1 protein-coding gene is annotated in these 3,740 nt (G+C 49.3%); it reads left to right on the top strand.

Features of this window, described 5'->3' with window-relative positions; all coding sequences use genetic code 11:
• Positions 1 to 105 precede the first annotated feature (105 nt).
• Positions 106 to 3,645 (top strand): CHAT domain-containing protein, encoded by a 3,540-nt coding sequence (locus tag QUB25_RS29390; protein WP_445251998.1) that lies wholly within the window; start codon positions 106 to 108, stop codon positions 3,643 to 3,645.
• The last annotated feature ends 95 nt before the right edge of the window (positions 3,646 to 3,740 follow it).

Here is a 3,740-nt window from a genome sequence, read left to right as displayed (position 1 = left end):
TGTCGGGTTTTCACCGTGATTCACGCTTCAACGAATCGCACTCTTCCTGCCTTTACACTAAGCGAGCTAGTGAGTAAAATCGACAAAAATACAAAAGGGGTGGCTATGTTCGATCGCACTCAATGGTTTTTGGCTGGTATGTCGATCGCGCTTTCGGTTCAGTTAAGTCAGCCAGTGGTAGCAGCCGTGCCTGTTGGTAAAGTCGTACAAACAGCACAAAGTAACAGTAGCGAGGCTGCTGAAAAAGCTTTAAAAGAAGGACTGCAACTGTACCAACAAGGAACGGCCCAAGCAAAAAGAAGTGCGATCGTCAAATATGAAGAAGCATTAAAACTGTATCGAGCAGTTGGCGACGCCCAAGGGGAAGCTCGCACCCTCAACAACATCGGCGCTGTCTACTCAGATTTGGGAGAAAAACAGAAAGCGCTAGAGTATTACAGTCAGTCGCTTCCCTTATTTCGGGCAGTAGGCGATCGCGGTGGGGAAGCTGTCACCCTCAACAACACCGGCACTGTCTACTCAGATTTGGGAGAAAAACAGAAGGCGCTAGAGTATTACAGCCAGTCGCTTCCCCTGAGACGGGCAATCGGCGATCGCAGTGGGGAAGCTGCCACCCTCACCAATATCGGCACTGTCTACTCAGCATTGGGAGAAAAACAGAAAGCGCTAGAGTATTACAGCCAGTCGCTTCCCGTGTTTCGGGCAGTAGGCAATCGCCGTATAGAAGCTGTCACCCTCAACAGAATCGGCTTAGTCTACTCAGATTTGGGAGAAAAACAGAAGGCGCTAGAGTATTACAACCAATCCCTTCCCCTGAGTCGGGCAACTGGCGATCGCATCGGGGAAGCTACCACCCTCAACAGCATCGGCAAAGTATACTCAGATTTAGGAGAAAAACAGAAAGCGCTAGAGTATTACAGCCAGTCGCTTCCCCTGAGTCGGGCAACCGGCGATCGCCGTGAGCAAGCTGTCACCCTCAACAACATCGGCGGTGTCTACTCAGATTTGGGAGAAAACCTGAAAGCCCTAGAGTATTACAGCCAGTCGCTTCCGCTATTTCGGGCAATCGGCGATCGCGGCGGGGAAGCTACCACCCTCCACAACATCGGCAGTGTCTACTCATACTTGGGAGAACAACAGAAAGCCCTAGAGTATTACAGCCAATCGCTTCCCCTGAGACGGGCAACCGGCGATCGCAGTGGGGAAGCTACCACCCTCAACAACATCGGCGGTGTCTACTATGAATTGGGAGAAAAACAGAAAGCGCTAGAGTATTACAGCCAGTCGCTTCCCCTGAGTCGGGCAACCGGCGATCGCAGTGGGGAAGCTCTCACCCTCAACAACATCGGCTTAGTCTACTCAGATTTGGGAGAAAAACAGAAAGCGCTAGAGTATTACAGCCAGTCGCTTCCCCTGAGACGGGCAATCGGCGATCGCCGTGGGGAAGCTACCACCCTCATCAACATCGGCGCTGTCTACTCAGATTTGGGAGAAAGACAGAAAGCGGTAGAGTATTACAGCCAGTCGCTTCCCCTGTTTCGGGCAGTAGGCGATCGCCGTGGGGAAGCTGGCACCCTCAACAACATCGGCTTAGTCTACTCACAATTGGGAGAAAAACAGAAAGCGCTAGAGTATTACAGCCAGTCGCTTCCCCTGAGACGGGCAACCGGCGATCGCAGTGGGGAAGTTACCACCCTCAACAACATCGGCACTGTCTACTTACAATTGGGAGAACAACAGAAAGGGCTAGAGTATTACAGCCAGTCGCTTCCCCTGAGTCGGGCAATCGGCGATCGCAGTGGGGAAGCTCTCACCCTCAACAACATCGGCAGTGTCTACTCAGATTTGGGAGAAAAACAGAAAGGGCTAGAGTATTACAGCCAGTCGCTTCCCCTGAGACGGGCAGTAGGCGATCGCGGTGGGGAAGCGAACACCCTCTATGGTATTGCCTATGTCAAACGCCATCTCGGGAATCTTACCGAAGCCCTCAAAAATATTGAATCCTCTCTCAAAATAATCGAAAACCTCCGCACCAAAATAGCCAGCCCAGAACTCCGCAGCTCATACTTTGCCACAGTACAGAACTACTACGAATTCTACATTGATTTGTTAATGCAACTGCACAAAACTAATCCTAAATCCGGTTATGATACCAAAGCCTTAGAAGCCAGCGAACGTTCGAGGGCCCGCAGTCTCCTCGAACTCCTCTTTGAAAGTAACGCCAACATTCGCGAAGGCATTGACCCCGATTTACTGCAACAAGAAAAGAGCCTGCAACAGCAACTTGATGCCATTGAAAAGCAGCGCATCGAAGCAATCAGCATCCCCAATCCCAACGCAACTAAAATCGCTGAAATCGACTCGGGGCGCCTTGCACTTTTGGAACAATATCAGCAAATTCAAGCCAAGATTCGTACCGCTAGCCCCCGCTACGCTGCCCTCACCCAGCCCCAACCTTTAACACTGCCAGAAATTCAGAAACAGATTCTCGATGAAAACACGATTTTATTGCAGTATTCCCTCGGCGAATACCGAAGTTATTTGTGGGTTGTGACATCAACAGGACTAACGAGCTATGAGTTGCCAAAACGCGCAGATATTGAAACAGTAGCCCGCAATTTCCGAGACACAGTAACTAGCCAAATCCAAAGAGATATTCCCCAACAAGTTGCCCAAGCAAGTGCCAATCTGGGTCAAGTAATTTTACAGCCAGCCGCAGCCCAATTAGGAAACAAACGCTTATTAATTGTTCCCGACGGCGTGCTGCACTATACCCCTTTTCCGGCGTTAACTCTTCCCCAAACCCGGGGACAAAATACCAATGTTCCCTTAATTGCCGAACATGAAATTATTACCCTGCCTTCCGTCTCAAGTCTCGCCATTTTACGGCAAAATTACGGAGATAGAAAATCGCCGAACCAAACTTTAGCAATTTTAGCAGATCCTGTTTTCAGTCCAGATGATGAAAGAATTAAAGGAAAAATCACCCAAGAAATGACTGACAAGTTAGAAGCAAATAACCTCGGTTTAAATCGCTCGCTTCGTGCTTCCGAGATAGAATGGCCGCCACAACGCCTACCATTTACCCGCCAAGAAGCCCAAACAATATCCAGCTTATTCCCCTCAGCTTCTAGCCGTCAAATATTTGATTTTGATGCCAGTCGCACTACTGCTACCGATGGAAATTTAGTCAATTATCAAATAATTCACTTAGCCACCCACGGCCTTGCCAATAGCAAAAATCCCGAACTGTCAGGAATTGTGATGTCGATGGTAGATGACAAAGGCAATCTGGTCAATGGTTTCTTGCGCCTCACGGATATTTTCAACTTGAAACTGGCAGCAAACTTAGTGGTTTTAAGTGCTTGTAAGACGGGAATGGGACAGAATGTTAAAGGCGAAGGAATGGTGGGATTAACAAGGGGTTTTATGTATGCGGGGGCGCAGCGGGTGGCGGTGAGTTTGTGGAGTGTGGATGATGAAGGAACTGCTGTGTTAATGCAAAAGTTTTATCAAAAAATGGTGCAACAAAAGTTAGCGCCGGCGGCAGCTTTGAGGGCGGCGCAGATTGAAATGATGCAGGAGGAAAAATGGAAATCTCCCTATTATTGGGCTGCTTTTACCTTGCAAGGCGAGTGGAAATGATCTAGCGGACATAATATCACTGGTTGAGTCGAGGGGGGATATTATTCCCCGCCCCTCTCAGTTAGATCTGGGCGTGCGACTTTCACCGCACCCAG

Origin of the sequence: Microcoleus sp. B3-D7 (genome assembly GCF_036705305.1) — a bacterium.
Classification (GTDB): domain Bacteria; phylum Cyanobacteriota; class Cyanobacteriia; order Cyanobacteriales; family Microcoleaceae; genus Microcoleus.
The sequence above is the reverse complement of the archived record's forward strand: the minus strand, read 5'-3'. Positions and strand labels throughout refer to the sequence as shown.